Source organism: Sorangiineae bacterium MSr11954, from assembly GCA_037157815.1.
GTDB lineage: Bacteria > Myxococcota_A > Polyangia > Polyangiales > Polyangiaceae > Pendulispora > Pendulispora albinea.
The window spans coordinates 1,588,744-1,610,930 of record CP089984.1; the positions used below are offsets into that span (position 1 = coordinate 1,588,744).

General features: G+C 67.0%; 17 protein-coding genes. 8 read left to right on the top strand and 9 right to left on the bottom strand.

The annotated features are described in order from the left end of the window. Positions 1–20 precede the first annotated feature (20 nt). From rpmJ to rpsK, 3 genes are read left to right on the top strand one after another with little or no spacing between them, the layout of a single operon-like run. Positions 21–134 carry a 50S ribosomal protein L36 gene (gene rpmJ / locus LZC94_06555; GenBank protein ID WXB16928.1) on the top strand — a complete coding sequence of 38 codons (114 nt, stop codon included), beginning with the start codon at positions 21–23 and terminating at the stop codon, positions 132–134. 9 nt (positions 135–143) lie between these two features. Further along, on the top strand, positions 144–521 hold the full coding sequence (gene rpsM, locus LZC94_06560; GenBank protein WXB16929.1) for a 30S ribosomal protein S13: 378 nt from the start codon (positions 144–146) through the stop codon (positions 519–521). A gap of 39 nt (positions 522–560) precedes the next feature. Continuing rightward, complete coding sequence (gene rpsK / locus LZC94_06565; protein WXB16930.1) at positions 561–986, top strand: 30S ribosomal protein S11; 426 nt, start codon at positions 561–563, stop codon at positions 984–986. Positions 987–1,392: 406 nt separating this feature from the next. Here rpsK and LZC94_06570 read toward each other — a convergent pair whose 3' ends face one another. The 4 genes from LZC94_06570 to LZC94_06585 form a co-directional block, all read right to left on the bottom strand. Further along, complete coding sequence (locus LZC94_06570) at positions 1,393–2,430, bottom strand: hypothetical protein (GenBank protein WXB16931.1); 1,038 nt, start codon at positions 2,428–2,430, stop codon at positions 1,393–1,395. A gap of 86 nt (positions 2,431–2,516) precedes the next feature. Continuing rightward, positions 2,517–2,771, bottom strand: a complete 255-nt coding sequence (locus LZC94_06575; GenBank protein WXB16932.1) for a hypothetical protein — start codon at positions 2,769–2,771, stop codon at positions 2,517–2,519. 87 nt (positions 2,772–2,858) lie between these two features. After that, entirely contained in the window at positions 2,859–4,172 is a 1,314-nt protein-coding gene (locus tag LZC94_06580; protein ID WXB16933.1) for a cytochrome c3 family protein, read from the bottom strand. Next, positions 4,169–5,707, bottom strand: a complete 1,539-nt coding sequence (locus LZC94_06585) for a hypothetical protein (GenBank protein ID WXB16934.1) — start codon at positions 5,705–5,707, stop codon at positions 4,169–4,171. The genes LZC94_06580 and LZC94_06585 overlap by 4 nt, the downstream gene beginning before the upstream one ends. A 272-nt stretch (positions 5,708–5,979) precedes the next feature. Here LZC94_06585 and LZC94_06590 point away from each other — a divergent pair, with 272 nt between their 5' ends. Together LZC94_06590 and LZC94_06595 are read left to right on the top strand one after the other, a co-directional pair. Then, complete coding sequence (locus LZC94_06590; protein ID WXB16935.1) at positions 5,980–7,617, top strand: serine/threonine protein kinase; 1,638 nt, start codon at positions 5,980–5,982, stop codon at positions 7,615–7,617. 77 nt (positions 7,618–7,694) lie between these two features. Continuing rightward, positions 7,695–8,732, top strand: coding sequence for an enoyl-[acyl-carrier-protein] reductase (locus LZC94_06595; protein ID WXB16936.1), 1,038 nt, complete (start codon positions 7,695–7,697; stop codon positions 8,730–8,732). Positions 8,733–8,754: 22 nt separating this feature from the next. Here the strand turns inward: LZC94_06595 and LZC94_06600 are convergent, their stop codons facing one another. Further along, positions 8,755–10,047, bottom strand: a complete 1,293-nt coding sequence (locus tag LZC94_06600; GenBank protein WXB16937.1) for a M18 family aminopeptidase — start codon at positions 10,045–10,047, stop codon at positions 8,755–8,757. Between the two features lie 149 nt (positions 10,048–10,196). On the opposite strand from LZC94_06600, the gene LZC94_06605 reads away from it, so the two are divergent. The 3 genes from LZC94_06605 to LZC94_06615 are packed head-to-tail and all read left to right on the top strand — an operon-like array spanning position 10,197 to position 14,821. After that, positions 10,197–12,896, top strand: coding sequence for an SDR family NAD(P)-dependent oxidoreductase (locus LZC94_06605; protein WXB16938.1), 2,700 nt, complete (start codon positions 10,197–10,199; stop codon positions 12,894–12,896). A 34-nt stretch (positions 12,897–12,930) separates the two neighbouring features. Beyond that, positions 12,931–14,106: a lipid-transfer protein gene (locus tag LZC94_06610; GenBank protein ID WXB16939.1), complete on the top strand. Its 1,176-nt coding sequence runs from the start codon at positions 12,931–12,933 to the stop codon at positions 14,104–14,106. A 4-nt stretch (positions 14,107–14,110) separates the two neighbouring features. Then, positions 14,111–14,821, top strand: coding sequence for an enoyl-CoA hydratase/isomerase family protein (locus LZC94_06615; GenBank protein WXB16940.1), 711 nt, complete (start codon positions 14,111–14,113; stop codon positions 14,819–14,821). A 186-nt stretch (positions 14,822–15,007) separates the two neighbouring features. Here the strand turns inward: LZC94_06615 and LZC94_06620 are convergent, their stop codons facing one another. The 4 genes from LZC94_06620 to LZC94_06635 are packed head-to-tail and all read right to left on the bottom strand — an operon-like array spanning position 15,008 to position 22,086. Beyond that, positions 15,008–17,341, bottom strand: coding sequence for a heparinase II/III family protein (locus LZC94_06620; GenBank protein ID WXB16941.1), 2,334 nt, complete (start codon positions 17,339–17,341; stop codon positions 15,008–15,010). Next, the gene (locus tag LZC94_06625; GenBank protein WXB16942.1) at positions 17,338–18,744 is read right to left on the bottom strand and encodes an O-antigen ligase family protein; all 1,407 of its coding nucleotides are present in this window, start codon (positions 18,742–18,744) and stop codon (positions 17,338–17,340) included. Before LZC94_06625 ends, LZC94_06620 begins: the two co-directional genes overlap by 4 nt. Before the next feature lie 12 nt (positions 18,745–18,756). Continuing rightward, positions 18,757–19,830, bottom strand: a complete 1,074-nt coding sequence (locus LZC94_06630) for a glycosyltransferase family 2 protein (protein WXB16943.1) — start codon at positions 19,828–19,830, stop codon at positions 18,757–18,759. Positions 19,831–19,860: 30 nt separating this feature from the next. Beyond that, positions 19,861–22,086, bottom strand: a complete 2,226-nt coding sequence (locus tag LZC94_06635; GenBank protein ID WXB16944.1) for a hypothetical protein — start codon at positions 22,084–22,086, stop codon at positions 19,861–19,863. Between the last annotated feature and the right edge of the window lie 101 nt (positions 22,087–22,187).

The following is a 22,187-nucleotide window of genomic DNA, read 5'->3' on the forward strand; positions in this document are numbered from 1 at the left end:
CGAGATAAAAGGTTTTCGCCATGAAGGTTCGTCCGAGCGTCAAGAAAATTTGCGATAAGTGCAAGGTCGTGCGCCGCAAAGGTGTCGTGCGAATCATTTGCGAAAATCCCCGTCACAAGCAGCGTCAAGGCTAAGGAACACACATGGCTCGTATCGCCGGAGTCGACCTCCCCCGTCACAAGCAGATCGCGTTTGCTCTCCCGTACCTCTATGGCGTGGGCCATGCGCTCGCGCGCGTCATCTGCACGCGGGCCAACATCCCGCCGAACAAGAAGACCGAGGAGCTGACGGAAGCCGAGATCAAGCGCATCCGCGAGCTGCTCGAGACCGACTACAAGGTAGAAGGCGACCTCCGTCGCGAGGTGCAGACGAACATCAAGCGGCTGATGGACATCGGCTGCTACCGCGGGCTGCGCCATCGCAAGGGGCTGCCGGTTCACGGACAGCGCACGCACACCAACGCCCGCACCCGCAAGGGCCCGCGCAAGGGCGTCCTGTCCCGCGCGCGTAAGACGAGCTGATTCACGTTCCCTCATCCAGCTAGCGAGTAAGAAGACGTCATGGCCACTGCGAAGAGCACGAATACACAGGCCGCCTCGGGTCCCAAAGCCAAGGGCACCAAGCGCAAGGTGAAGAAGAACGTCGCGACGGGGATTGCGCACATCCAGTCGACGTTCAACAACACCGTCGTCACCATCACCGACGTGAACGGCAACGCCATTGCCTGGTCCAGCGCCGGCTCCCGCGGCTTCAAGGGCTCGCGCAAGTCGACCCCCTTCGCCGCGCAGCTCGCGGCGGAAGAAGCGGCGCGCCGCGCCATGGATCACGGCATGCGCTCCATCGCCGTCTTCGTCAAGGGACCGGGTGCAGGTCGCGAAAGCGCGCTTCGTGCGCTGCAGACGGCCGGCTTCAAGGTCACCCTCATCCGCGACGTCACGCCCGTTCCGCACAACGGCTGCCGTCCGCCCAAGCGTCGCCGCGTCTAAGTGGCGTTCGCGCTCGAGACGAGCGCGGTTCGTTGCGACGTAACGAGAAAGCCTGGATTTTATCCGGGCTTTTCGTTTTGGTGCGGTTCGAATTTGGCGCTGGCGCCGCGATTGTGGTTGCGGTGGTTTCGCTGCGGTGAGCGGTGCGTGGTGCGTTGTGAGTGCGGGAGTTAACCGCCAGGGCGCAAGGGCCGCCAGGGTGCAGTCGTTTTGGTGCCGTTCGAGGTTGGCGCCGGCGCCGCGATTCGTGGTTGCGATGATCCGCCGTGGGCCGTGCGGGCTGCGTTGTGAGTGCGGGAATTAACCGCCAGGGCGCAAGGGACGCCAGGGGTGCAAAGGCTCGATGGATCCTCCGGATCTTCGAGCGGGCGGACCGGTCAGGATTGGAGTCTCGTTCGAGCGACGGCTACTTCTCGCACGCGCATTTTTGGAGCACCGCGCCCTGATCGATCCAGCCGCTGATTCGCTGCAGCTCGTCGAATGAGAGGTTCTCGCTGCGGTCGCCGGTGCCGGGGTTCGGTGGGTAGGGCATGACATTGCCTCCCACGAATTCGGATAGGCGTGCGCGCTCGTCGTCGGAGAGATCGGCGATGGGGACGGGCGGAGGGACGTGGCCTTGCGGAGCGGTTCCCGGGCTGCCGTCGCATTTGAGGCGGTGGCTCGCCGGAGTGCCCGGGGGCGGGGGAGGCGCGATCAGCAGTTTGTAGAGGAGCCAGCTGTTGCCGGGTGCGCGCGGATCGACCAACGGAACGTCGACCCCGAACTGCCGGCCTGGAGCACGAGGACGACCGCGCGGTCCGGTGTTGGAGGTCACGGCCACGATGCGGCTCGTGTGGCCGATGGCCGTCGCCTCGACCCCGACCGGGGTGTCCAGCACGAGCCCGGTAGCAGCACGGAGCCCGCGACCGTCCGCCCCCGACCCATGGCACTGCGATGCCGAGCAGTGACGTTGGAAGATGGGGAGCACGTCGGTGCAAAAATCGTAGCGGGGTGTATTGGGCAGACCTTCGGGCGTGTCGCTCACGAAGAACGAGATCACGCGCTGCGACGTGGGATCGAGCGGGGCGCGGTCGATGGCGCGCACGCCGTTCGTGTCCTCGTTGCCGTTGGGAATGGCCAGGACCAGCTTGTAGGGCTGGCTTCGCACCAACCATTCGCCTTGGGTCGGGGGGCCCAAGGTGACGATGCGCGTGACCGGATCGTACTGCACCGTCGGGGAGAGCGCGTCGCCGAAGGCATCGATGATGAAGATCGACTGCCGGATCACCGTCGAGGGCAGCAGCAGCCGGTCGAACGACAGGAGCACCGCACCATCGGGGGGCAGCTTCTTCTCGGGGCTACCGTTGAACGAGCCCACATTGGTTGCGACCAGGTGCACGTACGGCCCTGCCGTCGGCTGATCGCTTTGATGGCCCTGATCGCAAGCAGCCGCGGCGAACGCCACGGCCAGCGCGGGGACGCCTGCTCGAAATGCTCGAGCTGCTCGAAAGAAAGCGCGAACTCGACCTCGAACGAGATGACGCGGCGGTCTCAGCTCTCCGAATAGAGGGACAATTGCTCGCGGACGGTCTGCTCGTTGATGCCGGTGCGGATGTGTTCTTTCAGACAGTCGGCCAAGGTGATCAGCAAATCGTCGACCCCTTTGTCCTCGATGAGCTTCGCCAAGAGCTGCTTGGCCTCCCGGCTCTCGTCGCCGCGGAGAAACTGGCGGACCGTGTCCAAGGTGATTTCCCCTTGGAAATCGAGGTAGAGATTCTCGAGTAGGTACCGCACAAGCTCTTTCACGTGGCTCCTCCTTCGACCTAACCCGGCCCCCGGACATGTCGCTATACGCTGCCCACAGCAGCCGACGCAAGGAAAAGAGCAGCGTTCTCAGCGGCATGGGGCAAGGACTCCATCGTCGGGCAGATGGCAAACGAAGCAAGGGCGCGGGTTTCTGCGCATCTGCGTCGCGCACCCTCCTGAAAACCCATTCCTGTGCGGGTTGAAACCACCTCCGATGCCCGCCCCGCCGTGGCATACGACGCAGTCCCGCTCCACGTGGCAGCTCACGCACGCGTTCAGGTTCCGCTCGGCCTCGAACGAATGATGGCCCGGTTTTCGCGGGGCATCGCTCCAGATCCCCTTGGGCGGATGGAAGCGGCCGAGCTCCCGGGTCGCCAGCGGACCAGTCATGCTCACCCCCACCCGCTGATGGCATCCGAGGCAGAAGCTTTGCTCGTTGTGGCAGCTCGTGCATCGCAATGTTGCCTGACGCGCCTCGATGGGGTGCATCGCGATGTAATCGCTGGGGTGGATGCTCTTGGGCCGCACCCGCCCATCGTGGCAACCGACGCAGAAGTCCTCCTGGTGGCAGTTCGCGCAGAACTGCGAATCATTGCCCGCCACGTATTTGTGCCGCTCGATGAAATCCGGGGTGTGCGCCGCGTTGTGAAGCCAGCGCGGTGGCTCGAGCACGCCCGATGCGAACACGGTACGGATGCGCCCCGAGGGATTGTCGGCGCGAACGGCTGCGTTGCGCGCCGGCGCCGCGGGGTTGCGCGGATTGGCTGCAATATGGCAGGTCGTGCAATCGCTCTTGGCATCGCCCCGCGCGGCCGAATCGGGCATTTGATGGCACTTGAAGCAACCGCGCATCCGCGGCAGCTGGTCCCGCGTGGCCATCTCCACTTGGTCGACCGCCCCATGGCATTGGCCGCACTGGATGTTGCGCGCGAGGTGCTTCTGATGGTCGAACACCATATTGGCGCGGGGCATCACCATCCGCGCGACCGTGTTGCCGTCCGACTCTTTGTAGCCGATGTGGCAGAAGGCGCATTGGCCCGTAAGGTCATCCCCGGGCCGGACCTTGTTCAAATCCGCGTGGTCCGAGCGATGGCATGCGTCGCACGTCGCGCCCTTGGGCAGCAGATGGTCCTGGACCGACGCGCTGGTGAGCGCCCGCGCGTGGCACGTCTTGCAAGTGGCGCCTTGCGCCAGGTGCAGCTTGTGATTGAAGCGAATCGTGAGCTGCTGCGGCGGAAAGATCACCCGGCTCGGGCCGGGATCGTTGGCCACGCTTCCGGGCGGCAGCCACGCGTCCCGCGTTCGCGAAGGCCCTCCCGCCATGGCCACCGTGGCCGCCAGCAGCAGAAAGACGGCCAGAAGCCAGGCGCCGCCCAAGGGTCGCGCGGGTCTCGTGATCACCGGGTCACCGCCACGGTGAGCCAGATCATGGCGCGGCTGCGCACGCCGGACAGGCGATTGACATCGGCTTGGTACTCGAACAGCACCTTGGAGCGCGGCGCCATGCGGTAGCCCACGGCGGCCACGAAGCCATAGCTGGTGGCGTCCCGATCGGGCCGCAGTCGATCGTCCCAGTGCCAGATGGAGCCGCGCCCCTCGAACAGATAACGGCCGTCGTACACGCGGTTCACGAACAGATCGCCGCCCATCCGATTGCCTTCTTTTCCGAAGTTTCCATTGGCGCGCAGGCCGTGCACGTTCTCGCCTTGCTTCTGGGTCACCGACAAATAACCGCCTTCGTCGAAGGTGGCGCCGCTGGATGGATAGTCATTGGCGTCGGCGCTCGGGTTGATGTTGGGCGAGCTGTTCGCATGGAAGCTCGACGTCTGCGTCTGGAATACACGCACATTGAAGCGCCCGGCCACCGCCAGATCGTCGCGAATGTCCCAGCTGGCGCGCGCCGCGATGTCGTTGGTCGGCGAGCCGGCGAAGAAGTTCCAGATCGAGTCGGCGTCGTAGGTGGGCGAGTAGTAGTCGTAGTCGAGGCTGAGGGTGAGCCGGGGGGTGACGAACGCGTCGATCGAGCCGAAAATGTTCGCCATTTTGGCCATGTAAAGGTCGTACGCGAACCCCGCGCGCGCGCCGCCCACGTTGGGCAAGGTGCCGTCGACGCCGTAGCCGATTCGCTCCTGCGAGATGCGCGTCTCATCGTAGTCGACCGGCGGCCGTAGCCCGCTGGTGAACTGGGAGACGCTGGATCCACCTGTATTGTACACCCTTCGATACGTGAACCGGCCGTGGAGCCAGGTAAAGCCGGTGCTCTCCAGCGCAAAGCCCATGGCAGGCGCGATCTGCGCCGGCTGAAAGGCGGGGTACAGCGAAGGATCGTAGCCGCCCCGATCGCCGCGCCAGACACCGGCGCCCTCGAAGCGCGGGCTCGAGAGCGGCATACCTCCCCGCACCTCGAAGCCCCCGTAGCCCTCGAGCGCGAAATAGAAAGGTGTGGTCACCCGGACCAAGCCGCCGTCGAAGGACCACCAACCCAGCGAATCCACCACGTACTGCCGCCCCAGCTTGAAGCCGAGCCACCCTCCCGCGAACTTTCGCCCCTCGATGTACGCGTACATCAAGTCGACGGGCCCGCGCGAAAAGCCGGGCACCAAGAGGTCGTTGTTGTTCGGATCCTCGCTCCCGCCGCCCGGTCCGTAGTCGGCGTCGTAGCGGAGGCGGGCGCGAAACGTGAGCTCGGGGAGCGGTTTTTTGCCGAGGCGGTCGGGGGAAGCCTGGTTTCCCAGCAGATCGTAGGCGCCGACGCCCAGGGTGGTGGTCAGCCGGCGCCGCGCGACGATGGTCTGCCCCGTAGGACTGCGCACATCGTAGAACTGCGCGGACGTATCGCTGGTGACCTCGGGCTCCAGGGCGAGAGCCCGCGAGGCCGCGCCCAAAAGCGCAACGTTTACGGCAAGAAAGGCGAAAAGTCGGGGAAGTGGGCGCATCCACGCCGCGTTGGAGGGAGGCCGCCGCAAGCGGACCTCCGGTCGCTTCCGTTGGGCGTACCAGCCGCCGCACCAAACGGACAAGGATCTTTTCGCGCGAATCATTTGCGGGCGCGAGCACGCTCGAGGACCGGTTCCACGCGGGCGCCCGGGGTGGGCGGGGGTTTCGCGGGGCGGGGATCGAAAACGGAACGGGCGAGCAGGATGGGCCTTTAAACCGAGTTGGCAGCGCTTGACCCTCGGTCCCTGCGGATGGCACGCTATCAAGGAGCATGTCGGATTCGGCACAACGCTATCGCGTCATCGAGAAGCTCGAGTCAGGCGGGATGGCGGAAGTCTTCCGTGCAGAGAGCGAGGGCTTGCAAGGCTTCAAGAAGCAAGTCGCCATCAAGCGCGTTCTGCCGCATCTGTCCGAGAAGAAGAAGTTCATCTCCATGTTCCTCGACGAGGCGCGTCTCTCGGCGCACCTCTCGCACTCGAACTGCGTGCAAGTGTTCGACATCGGCGTGGGCGACAACGCCTACTTCATCGTCATGGAGTTCGTCGACGGGGCGAACCTCAAGACCATCGCCGAGTCGCTGAAGAAGCAGGGCAAGCAGTTCCCGGTCCCCGCGGCCGTCTTCATCGCCCACGAGATCTGCAAAGGCCTCAGCTACGCGCACGAGCTCTGCGATCCCAACGGCGCGCCGCTCAACATCGTCCACCGGGACATGTCGCCGCCCAACGTGCTCATCACGAAGTACGGCGAGGTGAAGATCGTGGACTTCGGGCTGGCCAAGGCCAACTCGCAGCTCGAAAAATCCGAGCCCGGCATCATCAAGGGCAAATTCAGCTACCTGTCCCCCGAGGCCGCCCTCGGACAAGACGTGGATCACCGCACGGACATTTTCGCCGTGGGGATCATCCTCTGGGAGCTGCTCGCGGGCCAGCGTCTTTTTCTGGGCGAGACGGACTTTCAGACCGTCAAAAAAGTGCAGCAGGCGGTCATCCCGCCGGTGAGCCAATTCAATCGCTACGTGCGCCCCGATCTCGAGCGGATCGTGAACCGCATCCTCGCGCGCGATCCCTCGCTCCGCTACCAATCGGCGCGCGAGCTGGGGAGGGATCTGGCGAGCTGCATGTTCCGGCTCGCCGAGCCCGTGAGCTCCTTCGACGTCGAGACCCTGGTGGCCGTGGCCGTCCGGGACAAGCAACGGATCCGGCCGCAGCAGCCGTCGATCATCGACAAGCTCATCGAGGAGGCGCTCTTCGAGTTCACCTCGCTCAAGGACGACGACCGCAGCGCCCCCGAGTCGAAGCACGCGAGCCCCAAGGCCGCGCCGCTCAACCTGGGCGACTTCGAAGATCCTTCGCGCTGGATGAGCGAGATCGGCACCGGTGAGTTCCCCGGCAGCGCCGATCCCCTCACGGGCGCGCTCCCCGGCGACGCCTTGAGCGAGGGCAACCTCTCCGCCCTCGAAGATCTGGACGAGCCCCCGCGCCCGCCCACACCGATCCCGCGCCAGCCGCGCTACCCGCTGCAGCCGCTCCCCTCGACGCGTCCCAGCCACAACCCGAACCCCCCCGCACGCGTCTCGAGCGATCTCGGTGGGGGTGTACCGGGCGGCGGCGATCTCGGTGGCGGCAACGGTGGAAGAGGTGCCCCCGGCGGCACGATGCGCATGTCGGCACTTCCGTCGCCCGATGCCCCTCCGTCATCGATGCCCGTCGCTTCCGCCGTTCCCGGGTCCGAGCCCGCAGGCTACAACGCCGCGCACGCCCAACTCCGCCCTGCGGTCGCCGGCGCCCATGGTTCGGCGGCGGCCATGAAGAAGCCGAACAGCACCCTCACGGCCGCCGTGGTGGTGGTTCTGGCGGCGCTCGCGGCCACCGGCGTCGCGTGGGTCGCGCATCTGATCCCGCACGTGTAGTGGTTCGATGAGCCACTTCGCCGCGGCGACATCGCGCACGCGGCGGTCCGCTTTTCCCGCGTGATGTGCGGGCCTCGATGCAAGGCCGGAACGCGCGCGCCGCGCCGTCGAATTCGTCCGAAATCGAGCATGTCCTCCTTGCGCCGGGCGCGAAGTGCGGCGATACCTCGGCCATGCTCAAGATCGATCTAACGGGGCGAAGGGCGCTCGTGGCCGGGGTCGCGGACGATGGCGGATTTGGATTTGCCATCGCCAAAGCGCTGGCGGAGGCGGGCGCCAAGGTGTGCGTCGGTACATGGCCGCCTGCGCTCGGGATCTTTCAGACGCTTCTGCGGCGCGGCAAGCTCGATGCGTCGCGCAAGCTCGCCGATGGAACCCTGCTCGACTTCGAGAAGATCTATGCGCTCGACGCGGCGTTCGACACCTTCGATTTGGTGCCCGAGGACGTGCGCGAGAACAAGCGTTACCGCGAGCTGGGCGACTTTTCGATCGCGGGCTTGGCCGCGCAGCTCACGAACGACTTCGGCGCGCAGCCGCTCGACATCGTGGTGCACTCGCTGGCCAACGGCCCCGAGGTGAAGAAGTCCCTGCTCGAGACCAGCCGCCGCGGCTACCTCGACGCCATCGGCGTGAGCGCCTACTCCATGGTGTCCATGGTGCAGCGCTTCGCACCCCTGATGAAGAGAGCCGGCGCCTTCGTCTCGCTCTCGTACCTGGCCAGCCAGCGCGTGATGCCCGGCTACGGCGGCGGCATGTCGGCCGCGAAGGCCGCCCTCGAGAGCGATACGCGCGTGCTCGCCTTCGAGGCGGGGCGCAAATACGGGGTTCGCGTGAACACCATCTCGGCCGGCCCTTGGGCCTCGCGCGCCGCGAGCTCCATCGGCATCGATATCGATGCCATGGTGGACTACGCCTCCAGCAACGCCCCGCTCACCGATCCGATGACCGCCGACGAAGTCGGCAACGCCGCCGCGTTCCTGGTGAGCCCCTTGGCCTCCGGCATCACGGGCACCACCCTGTACGTCGACAAGGGCTACCACGCGATGGGCAAGGCCGTGGACCCGCGCCACACGCCCGACGGAGACCCCGGGCGCGGCGACGCCAAGACGTCTTGAGCTGCGCGAGCTCCTCGACTGCCTAGATTTCAGCCACCCCGTAGAACCGCGCGAGCACGCGGGTCATTCGCTCCGGATCCTTCGTCCCGCCCAGCTCGCGAATCGAGTGCATGCTCAGCATGGGGTTGCCGACGTCCACCGTCGCAATCCCCAGCTTGGTGGCCGTGATCGGCCCGATGGTCGAGCCACACGGAAGATCCGTGCGGTGCGCATAGCTTTGCACCGGCACATCGCTCGCGCGGCAAAGATCGGCGAACAGCGCGGCCGTCTTGGCCGAGGTCGCGTAGCGCTGCTGCGAGTTCACCTTGATCACCGGCCCGCCATTGAGCACCGGGCGATGCCGCGGCTCGTGCCGTTCCACGTAATTGGGGTGCACCGCGTGGGCCATATCTGCCGAGACGCACATCGATCCGGCAAAGGCGCGGTGCACATCGTCTTGCGATTTGCCCGAGCCCAGCACGATGCGCTCGAGCACCCGCGGCAAGAACGCCGAGCCCGCGCCCGTCGCGCTCTGGCTCCCCACCTCCTCGTGATCGAAGAGCGCGGCCAAGGGCACCACGTCCGAGGAGTCCGCGCGCGCCGCCGCGTCGATGAGCGCCAGAATGGCCGCGTGGCACATGGCCTGGTTGTCGAGCCGCGCAGAGAAGAGGAACTCCCCGTCGGCGCCGCCCACCGTGGGCGCCACGATGTCGTAGAGCATTAAGTCGGTGGACACGATGTGCGCGCGGTCCACGTGGAGCTCGCGCGCACAGAGCCCGACCACGTCGGCCGAGCCATCGGCCAGCCCCAGGATGGGCGCGAGGTGCTCTTGCTTGTTGAGCACCAGCCCTTTGTCGCTCACGTCGCGATCGAGGTGGATCGCGAGCTGCGGGACGCGGCACAACGCCCGATCGAAGCGCACCAGGCGCGAAACGATCGCGTCTTTTTCGCCGCGCACGAGCACGCGGCCCGCGAGGGACAAATCGCGGTCGAGCCACGAATTGAGCAGCGCGCCGCCGTAGACCTCGACCCCGAGCTGCGCGTAGCCTTCCTTCTTGTATTCGGGCTTCGGCTTGAGTCGCAGGTTGGGGCTATCGGTGTGCGCCCCCACGATGCGAAAGCCCCGCACGTTGCGGGACGAGGGAATGATGAACGCAAGGAGCGCGCTCTCCCCGTGCGACACGAAGTACTTGCCGGGCGCGAGATCGCTCCACGAATCCGTTTCGAGCAGGGGGCGAAAGCCCGCGGCCTCCAGACGGGTCACGGCGCTCTCCACCGCATGGTACGGGGTCGGCGATTGGCGCAGAAAAGCCAGCAAATCCTTCAGAACGTCCATGGAAGCAAGCCTATCACGCGTCCGCGCTCCCTCGCGCCACCGGCGCTCGTTCGAGCTGCCCAAGTCACCGCACGGGTGCCTTGACCTGCGGCCAGAATCGAATACTTTGTGTACGAAACATCCGCCTTCGAACAGTTTTGAGGAGCGCCATGGCGAACGAGCTTCGATTCGATGGGAAAGTCGTGATCATCACCGGCGCGGGCAACGGCCTGGGGCGCTCGCATGCGCTCCTATTCGGCAGCCGCGGGGCGAAGGTCGTCGTCAACGATTTGGGGGGAGGCCACACGGGCGGGGGCAAGAGCTCCGCCGCGGCCGACAAAGTGGTGGAGGAGATCAAGGCGCTCGGCGGTGAGGCCGTGGCCAACTACGACTCGGTGGAGGACGGCGCGAAGATCGTGCAGAGCGCGCTCGACCATTTCAAGCGGGTCGACGTGGTGATCAACAACGCCGGCATCCTGCGCGACGTGAGCTTCGCCAAGATGACCGAGGAGGACTGGGATCTCATCTACCGCGTGCACGTCCTCGGCGCCTTCCGCGTCACCCACGCCGCGTGGCCTCATCTGCGCGATCAGGGCTACGGGCGGGTCATCGTCACCGCCTCCGCGGCCGGCATCTACGGCAACTTCGGCCAGGCGAACTACTCGCTCGCCAAGCTGGGGCTCGTCGGCTTCGCCCAAACCTTGGCCCTCGAGGGCGCGAAGAAGAACGTGCACGTCAACGCCATCGCGCCCATCGCCGGCTCGCGCATGACGGAGACCATCCTCCCGAAGGAGCTCATCGACGCCCTCAAGCCGGAGTACGTCACCCCGCTGGTCGCCTGGCTCTGCCACGAGGACTGCAGCGAAAACGGCGGCCTCTACGAGGTCGGCGGCGGCTTCTTCGGCAAGCTTCGCTGGGAGCGCACCAAGGGAAAGACCTTCCGCGTGGGTCGCTCCATCACCCCCGAGACCTTGAAGCAGTCGTGGGACGACGTGGTCTCCTTCGAAAAGGCGGACCACCCGGCCAATGTCAACGAATCCATGGCGCCCATCCTCACCAATGTGCAGGCGGGCCCCAGCCGCGGCGGCAACGAGTTCATCGACGTGGATCTGGCGCTCGGCGCCGAGCTCCCGCCCGTCGAATCGTCGTACAACGAGCGCGACGTCGCCATCTACGCGTTGGGCGTGGGCGCGACGGGCAAAGATCCGCTCGACTCCAAGGAGCTGCAGCTCGTGTACGAGCTCCACGGCGATGGCTTCCACGCGCTGCCCACCTTCGGCGTGGCGCCGGCCTTGAGCGCGTTCTTGTCCCTGGCCAAAGAAGGAAAGCAGGGGCCGGGGTTGAACTACGGCTTCGACCGGGTGCTGCACAGCGAGCAGTACACCGAGATCAAGCGCCCGCTGCCCACCCACGCCAAGCTCGTTCACAAAGGGCGCATCAAGGACATCTTCGACAAGGGCAAGGCGGCCCTGGTCGTCACCGAGATCAAGAGCTACGACGAGAACGGCGAAGAGCTCATCGTCAACGAGCTGACCACGTTCGTGCGCGGGGCGGGCGGCTTCGGCGGCCCTCGCGGCACCAGCAGCGAGGCCAACACCCCGCCCGAGCGCGCCCCCGACGCGGTGGTCACCGAGAAGGTGCCCGAGAACCAAGCGCTCCTCTACCGCCTCTCGGGCGATTGGAACCCGCTCCACGCCGACCCCAACTTCGCGAAGGCCTTTGGCTTCGATCGCCCCATCCTGCACGGGCTCTGCACCTTCGGCTACGTGGGCCGCCACGTGATCCGCGCCTTCGCCCCCGGCGGCGATCCGCGCTACTTCCGGAGCATCAAGGTCCGCTTCGCCGAGAGCGTATTCCCCGGCGAAACGTTGGTGACCGAGATGTGGAAGGGCGAGGTCTCCGAGGCCGACCGGGCCAAGGGGATCGCGCAGAAGATCATCTTCCACTGCAAGGTGCAAGAGCGCGACAAGGTGGTCATCAGCCGCGCGGCCATCGAGCTGTTCGAGCAGATCCCGCAGCCGTTGCCCAAGGCCAAGCCGGCGCCCGCCGCCTCGGCCGAGGCCCCCGCGGCCGCGTCATCGTCGGCGGCGCCCACCAGCGCGGACGTGTTCACCGGCATCTCCAAGCACATCGAGAAGAACCCCGAGCTCGCGGCGAAGGTCAAGACGGTGTTCCGGTTCGTGCTGACCAATCCGGCGAGCAGCTGGACCCTCGATTTGAAGAACGGAGCCGGCGCCGTCGCCGCGGGCACCGAGGGCAACGCCGATTGCACCCTGGAGCTCGCCGACCTCGACTTCATGGATATGTGCACCGGCAAGGCGGACCCGCAGAAGCTGTACTTCGGCGGGAAGCTCAAGATCTCCGGCAATGTCATGGCGTCGCAGAAGCTCGAGTTCCTGAAGAAGCTCGATCCGAACCTGGTGCTCGACGCCGCGCGCGCCCGCGCAGGCGGTGGTAGCGCGCCGGCCCAAGCTTCGAACGGCGCTGCGCCAGCGGCGGCGCCCGCGGAGGCGGCGCCTGCGGCCGCGGCGCCTCCGGCGAAGCCCTCGGAGGCGGCGGGGATCTTCGACAAGCTGAACGCGCTGATCGCGAAGAACCGGTCGCTGGTCGACGAGGTGGGCGCGGTGCTGCAGTTCCAGATTCAGGAGCCCGGCGGCGCCTGGGTGGTCGATTTGAAGAACGGCGCCGGCGCGGTCAAGAGCGGCACCGATGCCTCGGCGACGACCACCTTGACCCTCACGGATGCCGACTTGGTGGCGCTGGTGAAGGGGACGGAGCAGGCCCCGTCGCTCTTCCAGCGGGGGCGCCTGCGCGTGGACGGCGATCTGCGCGCGGCGCAGAAGCTCGGTTTTTTGAAGCAGCTCGGTTGAAGCAACGCGAAGTCACAACCTCGGGAGATGGATCATGAGCAAGCGGGTCAATGTCATCGGCGTCGGGATGGTGAAGTTCGCGAAGCCGGGCGCGAGCGAAGAGTACAATGTGATGGCCTCCAAGGCGGCGCGCGCGGCCCTGGAGGACGCGAAGGTGGCCTACGACGACGTGGAGCAGGCCTTCGCCGGCTACGTCTACGGCGACAGCACGTGCGGGCAGCGCGCCATCTACGACGTGGGGCTCACGGGCATCCCCGTCTTCAACGTGAACAACAACTGCTCGACCGGCTCGACGGCGCTCATGTTGGGGCGGCAAGCCATCGAGGCCGGCGCCCACTGTGTGCTGGTCGTGGGGTTCGAGCAGATGGAGAAGGGCGCGCTCGGGTCCAAGTTCACGGACCGCGTGAACCCGCTCGAGCAGCACGCGGGCGTGATGGCCAGGGTGCAGGGCGTAAACTCCGCGCCCTTCGCGGCGCAGATGTTCGGCGGCGCCGGCCGTGAGTACCGCTGGAAGTACGGCACCAAAAAGGAGACCTTCGGCAAGGTCAGCGAGAAGGCGCGCAAGCACGCCAGCAAGAACCCGTACGCCATCTTCAACGAGGTGCTCTCGCTCGACGCGATCATGTCCTCGCAAGAGGTGTTCGATCCGCTGACGCGCTACCAGTGCTGCCCGCCCACCTGCGGCGCGGCGGCGGCCGTCCTCTGCTCGGAGGAGTTCGCGAAGAAGCACGGCATCTCGCGGCCCGTCTACATCGCGGCGCAGGCGATGACGACCGACTACGCGTCGAGCTTCGGCGACAGCATGATCAAAATGGTCGGCTACGACATGGCCGTGAAATGCGCGTCCAAGGTCTACGAGCAAGCCGGCGTGGGCCCCAAGGACGTGGACGTGGTCGAGCTGCACGACTGCTTTACGGCCAACGAGGTGCTCACGTACGAGGCGCTCGGCCTCTGCAAGGAGGGCGAGGCGGAGAAGTTCATCTGGGAAGGCCAGAACACCTACGGCGGCAAATACGTAACCAACCCGTCGGGCGGCCTTCTCTCCAAGGGTCATCCGCTGGGCGCCACCGGACTTGCACAATGCACGGAACTGGTGTGGCAGCTTCGCGGCCAAGCCGATCAGCGTCAGGTGCCGGACGCGAAGGTGGCGCTCCAGCACAACCTGGGCCTGGGCGGCGCTTGCGTGATTACGATGTATCGACGAGATTGATTCAATGGTCTTCGAGATCAAGCTCGCGCACCCGGCGAAGAACGCGATCGACACGTCGCTCATGGCGTTCGTGTTGGAGCAGCTTCGCGAGGCCGACGGTCGCCCGGTGCTCATCACCGGGAGCGACAACACCTTCTGCGCCGGGCTCAATCTCAAGACCATCACCGGCTTCGACGGACCTGCGATGCGCATGTTCCTCGACCGCCTCGATCACTTCATGTCGGCCCTGTACCTCTACCCGGGCCCCATCGCAGCCGCCATCAACGGCCACGCCATTGCCGGCGGCTGCGTCATCGCCCTCTGCTGCGACTACCGCGTCGCAGCCGCCGATCCGGCCCTCAAAATCGGCTTGAACGAGGTCGCCCTCGGCGTCCGTTTTCCACCGCGCATCCACACCATCGTGAGCCGCCGCGTCCCCGTGCAGCACCACGAGCGCGTGATCTTGGCCGCCGAGCTGGTCGATCCCGTCACGGCGCTCGATCTGGGGCTGCTCGATGCGCTGTCGGAGGATCCCGTGCAGAATGCACGCGATCGGCTGGCCAAGCTGGGGGCGTTGCCTCGAGATGCGTATGTCGCCACGAAGCGCGATCTGCGCGGCCGCGGCGAGACGGATCTCTGCCCCGACGCCGAGCATCGAAAGCGCCTCGACGAGGCCGTCGAAACGTGGATCACGGACGAGACGCGCAACCGCATGCTCGCGGCGCTCCGGCGCTGACGTGGGCGGGGCGGGGCGGCTCTCGGAGCGCGAGCAGATGATGGACCGCCAGGGGCGCAAGGGCGCTAGCAGGGTTTTTTGGGTGAGAGATGGCTCTTCCTCTCACGAAGCAAAACGAACGAATGCGCCTAGCGCTCTTGGCGCAATCTTTTTGGCGGTCCTAGCGCCCTGGCGGTGAAATCCCGCTTATTTGATCCCACACGACGCGACGGACACCACGAGAACACCCGCGTCGGACGCCTTCGCGCCTGCGCCACCCGGGTTGAGCGCGATCTTGCAGCCGCCGGCCGCGCGGGACGCCGTGGTCACATAGGCGGCACCCGGCACGAGCCCGGAGATGATGTGCCGCGTGGCGTCTTCCGGGGCGGTGTAGTCGAAGGCCGTGGGCACCGTTTGAATGGCGCTGCGGAGAAAGACGTACGCTTCGCCGTCGAGGGCGGCGCCGTCGATGGCGTCGCCGCGGAGGGGAACGGCTTGTGGGCGCGGGCTCGTGGCGCTGGTGACGGCGATGACGTGGAGGAAACGGCGGTCGGTTCCGCCGGTGGGGGAGGGGATTTCGAGCCGGGTGGAGCGAAGGTTCTTCGCCGGTGCGTTGTTCGTCCAGAAGCTGTCGTTCTTTTCGGGATCGGGCTCGTGGACCAGGCGCGCCTTGGGTTCGGCGGGGGCGATGGTCGTGATGTGCGCGGCGGATTCGCCCACGGCGAAGCGGGTGGTCGCGCCCGCGATGTCGGCGTTGCCGGCCGTGTGTGCGGCCCATGTCACCGCGAAGGTCGGCTTGGTGACCGAGACCCTGTCGTACACGACGAGCCGGGCGGACGCGTTTGCCCCGCCCACGGGCGACCGTGAAAAGACGATCTCGCGCTCGGCGTGGGTGACGGAGCGCTTGCCGTCGTCCTGGAAGTGCGGCGGCTCGTAGGCAGACGTGAAGTCGCCGAGGGCGTGCACGAAGGTGCCCGCGTCGGAGAAGCGGGTGATCGAGGCGCGCGAGACGGGCACCTGGTTCGGCGCATAGACGAGCGTCTCTTTGCTGTCGTCGATCAGGAGCGTGTTGTGGCTGGCGGACGAGCCCGATCCGTAAGCGCTGGGATCGATGAGGAGCGCGTCGGCGCCGCGCGTCAGCTCGAAGTGCCCCTGGTCGAGGTGCTGATGGTCCGAGAGGTGCGGGCCGCTCTGGAACGAGGCCCATACGGCGTCGGGGGACCATGCCGTGCGGGCGAAGAGGGTGCCCGTTCCGGCCGCGAGGTAGCTCGTCGGGCCCCGGCGCGGATCTTCTTCGGACGACTTGGCTTGGGGGGTGGCGTCGTCGGTGAGGGCGGTCACCCAGCCGAACGGATCGTCGCGGCGGCGGGTCGTCTTGGTCGTCAAGGCGTGCGCTTGTTTGACGAGGCCCGGGGTCGATCCATCGGCGGCGACGGCGGCCGCGGCCTCCTCGCCCGGCGCGCGGTCGAAGGCCAGCGCCACGGCGTCGAGCTCCGCCGCGCCGGCCACCGCGGGCTTCTCGCTCCAATCGCCGTTGTCGTAGATGTGCAGGCCATCGGGCTGCAGCGCGTGCGTTCGATACGGGACGATTTGCGTGAGCCACGGCAGCTTCACGTGCTCCGTGGCCGTGTAGATCGCCATGGTGATGGCGGGGCCGGCGCCGTATTGCCAGCTCTCCGGCCACTGCCCGCCCTCGATGCGCGCGAACGCGGGGACCACCTCGCGCAGAAACATGCGCTGCGCCTGGGCGCGAAGCTTGGTGGCGCGCGGATCGTCGCCGTCGGCGGCGATGCCGGCCATGGACACGGCGCCGAAGTACCCCGCGTAGTAGTTGGCGACGGGCTTGTCGCGCATATAGCCCTCGCGCCCGTACCAGTCGATCCAGGACGCGAAGCGGTCGACCATGTGATTTCGAAGCTCGGCGTCGACGCCGGGCGCGTCGTGCAGCCAGTCGTAGGCGAGGGCGCCGAGGAAGCCGCGCGTGCGGATCGAGTAGCCTTGGTCGTGCCGGACGACCGTGTCGCCGCCTTGACCGTCGCCCACCTTGGCCTTGTCGTCGGCCAGCGCGCGCAGATAAATGACCCCGGTGCGCGCGGCCGACTCGTCGCCCTCGACATAGGCGACCAGCGCGCACGCCAGCGCGGCGTTGGTCCAGTCCCACCCCTCGTAGCCGCTCGGGATGCGTTTGGCGCTGGCCTCCTCGCAAAGATGCACCTGACGCGTCCACGCGGGGGCGTGTTGGGCGGCGAGCCGCTTCATGCGCGCGCGGCGGGCCGGGGTGAGGAGGATGCGCGGATGGCCCCCGAGCCGGGCCAGCGCCGGGAGCGGCACCAACTCCGGCAGGTCTTTGCCGGACGCCGCGCCGGCGGCCGCCGCCGAGTCCGAAGCGGTGGTGCTCGACGTGCTGCTGGCACCCGGGGCCGGCGCGGGCTTGATGCCATCGCCGCGGATGCACCCTTTCACCACGCGTTTGCAAGCGCCGATGGGGCCGAGCGAGAGGCCCAAGCAAATCGCGCCGACGAAGAGCCGTGCAGCGTTCATGGTGCTCCTTTGATGCGCGTGTAGACGAAGAGGAACGACATGATCGCCACGTCTGCCGTGAGTACGGCCAGGTACTCCTTCCACGACACCTTGATGCGGAACTCGTGGCTGGTCTGTTTGACCGCGCCATAGAGCGCGCCCGCCAGCCCGAGATAGATGAAGAGCATCGCGTGGTAGCAGAACGACAAGAACGTGATGCCGATGAGGATGCCCACGAACGCCACGAACAGCGAGAGCGCAAAGGGCCGCAGGCGCTCGTCCAGATCGTCGACCCAGTGAAAGGCGACCACGTACGGGATCTTCATCGATACGTACAGGAGCATGCTGAAGAGGAACAACCCGGGGAGGCCCAGCTCCGCGGCCGCGAGCAGGTAGGAGTTGTGCGCGGTGATGAAGTAGTTCTCCACGAACTGCCCTTGCCCCACGCCAAAGATGGGCGACGCGCGGAACATGTCGACGCCCTCGTAGAGCGCGCCGAGGCGCTCCAGCGAAGACGACTCGGCCTCCTCGCCCCCGCGCCCGCCGAACATGATGAGCGGAAGGGCCATCGACACCCCGGCGAAGGCGCCTTTGTACCCGTAGCGCCGGATGAAATAGGCACCGAGCACCGCCGCGAGCACCAGCACCCCGCCGCGCGACTGCGTTTGAATCACGCAAAACGCCGCCAGGCCCAGCACCCCGAGGAAGAACGCATGGCGCATCTTCGTTTCGAGGGAGCTGTAGAGCGCAAAGCAAAAGGCGAAGGCCGCGCCGATGGCCAGCGCCAGCTCGTTGGGATCCGCGAGCACCCCGCGCCAGCGCACGCGCCCGTGGCCGATGGTGAAGGTGTGGAAGGGGCCGGGCTTTTCACAGAGAAACTCGGAGCCCTCGCCCATGTCCATGCCATCGCGGCGCGCGTCCTCGTCGCACTCGCGCGGGCTGAGCACGCAGCTTCGCCCGGTGGGCGTGCCCGTGCTCTTGTCGCCGGCGGCCAGATCTTCGCCCGAGATGATGATGCACTCGAACTCGCCCTGCGACTGCACGATGCCAAAGGACGACAGCGCCACGGCGATGCCCACCAGGGTCACGGCCATGACGGCAAATCGATGGTAGCCGCGGGTGGCGTACGCGATCACCAGCATGAAAATGGTGGAGAACGCCACCGTGTTGACGGTGTGCATCAGCTCCCCGCGGCCCGTCTTCACCAAGGTGCAGAGAAAGCACCAGATGGCGAAGGCGAGCAGATACGGGAGCTGGGGAGTCCACGCCGAGCGCGTTCGACCGGAGGCGAACTCGATGATGATGCCGAGCACCGCCAGGCCGGTGACGATGTTGAGAAAGCCGAGCCCCTGCAGGAAGGGAAAGACCTCCTGCGGCCGGAGAAAGATGGTTACGACGAGTAAGACGGCTCCGACGAGACCCAAGCCATTTCGGGGTTAGCGCGCCGCCGCCATCCCCGCTCCGTTCGCGTTGGGGGCCCACGTGGTATCGGCATCGTTCACGGGGCCATTGGAATTGAGATGTTCGACCGGGCCCCAATCCGGTTTCAACCCATATCGAACGAGCCCCACCGCAAACCCCACGCCGTGCGACACGTGAAGAACGGGGAAGATCGCCCAGACGACGGGCACCGCCAGCGCGCCCGCCTTTCGACCCACGCGCACGGCCTCCGCCAAGGTGGCGAGGGCGTAGCTTCCGAAGGCCACCGGTGTCCACGGGTGCAGGTGCGACGTCAGGAGCAACGCCGTGCCGCCCACGAGCGAAAGAAAAGGCAGCGCCGGGCGCACCGTGAGGAACTTTTTGTGCTTCCACAAGGTGCGCGCGCGCCCCTGGCCATAGCGAAAATACTGGCGGGCCAGCGCCTTCATCGATTCGCGCGGGTAGTAGTGCACCAGGATGCGCCGGCTGAGGTACACCTTGCCGCCCATGGCGTGGATCCGCTGGTTGATCTCCGCGTCCTCGTTGGTGATGGCCTTGGAGTCGAAGAGCCCCACCGTCTCGAAGACGCGACGCGGAAAGGCCCCCGGAAACACCGTGTCGACGAAGCCCTCCGCGTCGGCCTGGCGGAATTTGGAGTTCCCGATGCCGAGGGGGCTCTCGAGCGCCGCCGCCAGCGCCCGCTGGAAGAAGCTGCGTGCGCGCGGACGGGCAGCGCCGCCGGCGTTGTCGGCGCCCGTCTCCTGGAGCACCGCCACGCACTGACGGACGAAGTCCGCGCTGTACTCGGCGTGCACGTCCATGCGGACGATGATGTCGCCCTTGGAGGCCCGGATGGCGGCGTTGAGGCCCGCGGCCTGGATGCGATCCGGATTGTCGATCAGCCGCACGCGCGCGTCCTCGGAGGCCACGTGCTCCAGGATTTCCCGGGTCTTGTCGATGCTCATGCCATCGGCGACCAGGATCTCCATGCGGTCTTTGGGGTAGTCCTGCTCCAAGAGCGAGCGCAGGCACTCCTCGAGGTAGGCTTCTTCGTTGAGGCAGGGGATGACGATGCTGACGAACGGGTCCATGGGCTTGTGCTTCCGCTTAGATGCCGCAGCCTACGGCACCGGCTCGATCTTTCCATCGCCCGACGTGCGGAAAGCGGCGATGCCTTGCGCGCTCGCCCGAACCGTGGTCCCGCCGCCGCCGCCGTCGGGTACGATGCGCACCGTCGTGCCGTGCACGGTCACGGCGTAGCTGGCGCCGGGCGGCCCATCCGAAAGCACGTGAAGCGCCGGGGCAGGGGCCGAATAGGCGACCGCGCCCTCGAGGCGGTTCGACTCGTCCGGTCCCGCGAGCAGCACGTACGAGGCGCTCCGCCCGCGCGCAAGAACGCCGCGCGCCTTGCCCTCGGTGATACCGAGCAGGGAAACGGCGGTCGCTTGCGGGGGCGACGCCGAAGCGTCGAAGGCGGTGAGCCATCGCTGGCGGCGCTCGCGCTCGCGCGACGGACGTGACGGGTGCGACTGCGGCGCCCGGATTTCGGCCCGCCACACCTTGCCGGCGCCGAACACGTCCACCACCGTGGGCTTGACGCCCTGCGGGAGGAGCGGAAAGAGGGCGCCTGCAGAATCCGCCTCCTCGCTCCCTTGCCGCGCGCGAAATACGGGCGGCCGCGCCAGGTGGAACGCGAGCCACGACGCGGCGTGGGGATCGGCGGGCTCGGTGCGGTCGTCGATGACGAAGAGCGCGGGGCGGAAGAAGGTGATCTGCCGCGTCCACGAGGCCACGGTGCCCGGGCGGTACGCTTCCTCCAGCTTATCGCCGCGCACGACCACGAAGGCGTCGCGGTCCTCGAAGCGGCCCACCGCGGTTTTGGCCGAGGTGTTGGCGATCTGACCGTACTTGGTCACATGGCCCGGCTTGGCGTAATACACGTTGAAGAGCCCGCGCTCGGCCTTCTCGCCGAAGAGCGTCGCGTACACCTGGTTTTCGATGCGGGTCCCCTCGGACGTCTCGCGGTTCTTTCCGCCCAGGCCCCGCACCAGGTGCGTGGGGGCATAGACCATGAGCGGCCGATCGCCGCGCACGATGGAGAGCGCGCCTTGATCGAAGAGCATCTCGCCCGAGTCGGGGTTGTTCACGTAAGGCCCCGCGGTGAACGAGGCCCACACGGCGTCTTTGCCCCACGAGGAGCGCATGGCCACCGCCTGCGAGCCCTTCGCCACGTACGAGCGCGGCGACGTATCGAACGGCGCGTCGGGGGCGCTCTCGTCCCAGAGCAGCATGGCCACCCAAGGCTCGACCTGCGAAGCGCCCGACGCCTCCTTCACCTCGCGCGCGTACGCGTGAAACGCAGGGGCGATGGGATCGCTCCACAGGTTGGCAAAACCCCACGTGGCGTAGGCGAGCATGGGGTCGAACGCCGAGCCGCCGCCGTTGGCGTGGATGGTTCCGCGGTCGTCGAGCGTCTTGCGACTGGGCCACGCGAAGTGCAGGAGGTACTTCGCTTGGTCGATCGGGTACGTGTAGTCCGGCTTGCCCTCGCGGATCAGATCGATGCCCTTGGCCGTTCGCGCGGCCCACGCGGGCCAGGCCATGTTCAACGCGGCCAAGGTGCCGTAACCCCAGCCCTCGGGCCAGCCGCCGCCCGCCAGGTGCGACGCATAGAAGGGCGCGACCATGCCCTTGTGCACCTTGGTCAGAAACTCGCGCCAGTGGCCGGCCCCGCGCGAATTGTCTCCCTCGGTCGCCAGCGCACCGAGCGCCTTGGCCGCGTAGTAGCCCGCGAAGTAATTGCCCTGCGGGTGATCGCGCCCGAACCCCTCTTTCTCGTAGGCATCGATCCAGCGGTCGATGGCCTCGTAGACCTTTTGGCGCTCGCTCGGGCTCATGACCGAATGCAGCCAGTCGTAGGCGATGGCCATCCCCACGCCATAAAAGCGAATGCCATACACCGAGTCATGCTCCGGGCGCGGCGCATGGGAGCCCTCCTTCTCCGTCATCTTCTGGAGGACCTCGATCCCCTTGCGCGCGTACCCCGAAGCCGCGCCCGCGTCGAGGGTGCGTCCAATCTGATAACAAAGCGACAGCTCGACCAGCGGACCAAAATACCCTTGGCCTTGGTAGCCCTCGCCGATGCTGCCCCGGCCGGGGTAGTCGGCGCCATCCGGGTACTCGACCCGCCCCCCGGCATATTCGTCACAGCGCGACCGTAGCGCGGTCCAGGTCGATGCGTTGCCGCGCGCGCGCGTGCGCAAGCCCTCGAGCACGTCGGGCGATAAGAAAATCCGCGGATGTCCGCCGTCGATGCCCGAGGCCCCCGCGCTTGCCGAAGCCGCCACGCCGGCGTCCGCGCGCGGTGCGCGTTCGGCCACCCAGCCCGGTGTGGACGGCGCAGCCGGTGTGGAAGCAGGCGGGGGCGCTCCCCAATCGCTCGCCGGGC